Here is a 217-nt window from a genome sequence, read left to right on the forward strand (position 1 = left end):
GTCAGCACTACGATTACCGGCGCAACCGGCGGCAACTTCGAAAATCTGGTGCCGAGCACTACACCTGCGGTCACCACGATCACCGATTCGGCGGATACCACTGGCTTGACCTTGTCGGCTTCTACCGAAGTGACAGAAGGCGGTCAGATCACCTATACCGCCACGCTGACCAACCCAGCGCAGACGCCAGTCACCGTCACCTTGAGCAACGGCGCGA

The 217-nt window shown here is 59.9% G+C and carries 1 protein-coding gene; it reads left to right on the forward strand.

The features are described from left to right. Positions 1-217: immunoglobulin-like domain-containing protein (locus LCU97_RS26605; protein ID WP_232778228.1), on the forward strand; the 217-nt coding region annotated here is incomplete at both ends.

This window comes from Pseudomonas uvaldensis, assembly GCF_021271205.1.
Classification (GTDB): Bacteria; Pseudomonadota; Gammaproteobacteria; order Pseudomonadales; family Pseudomonadaceae; genus Aquipseudomonas; species Aquipseudomonas uvaldensis.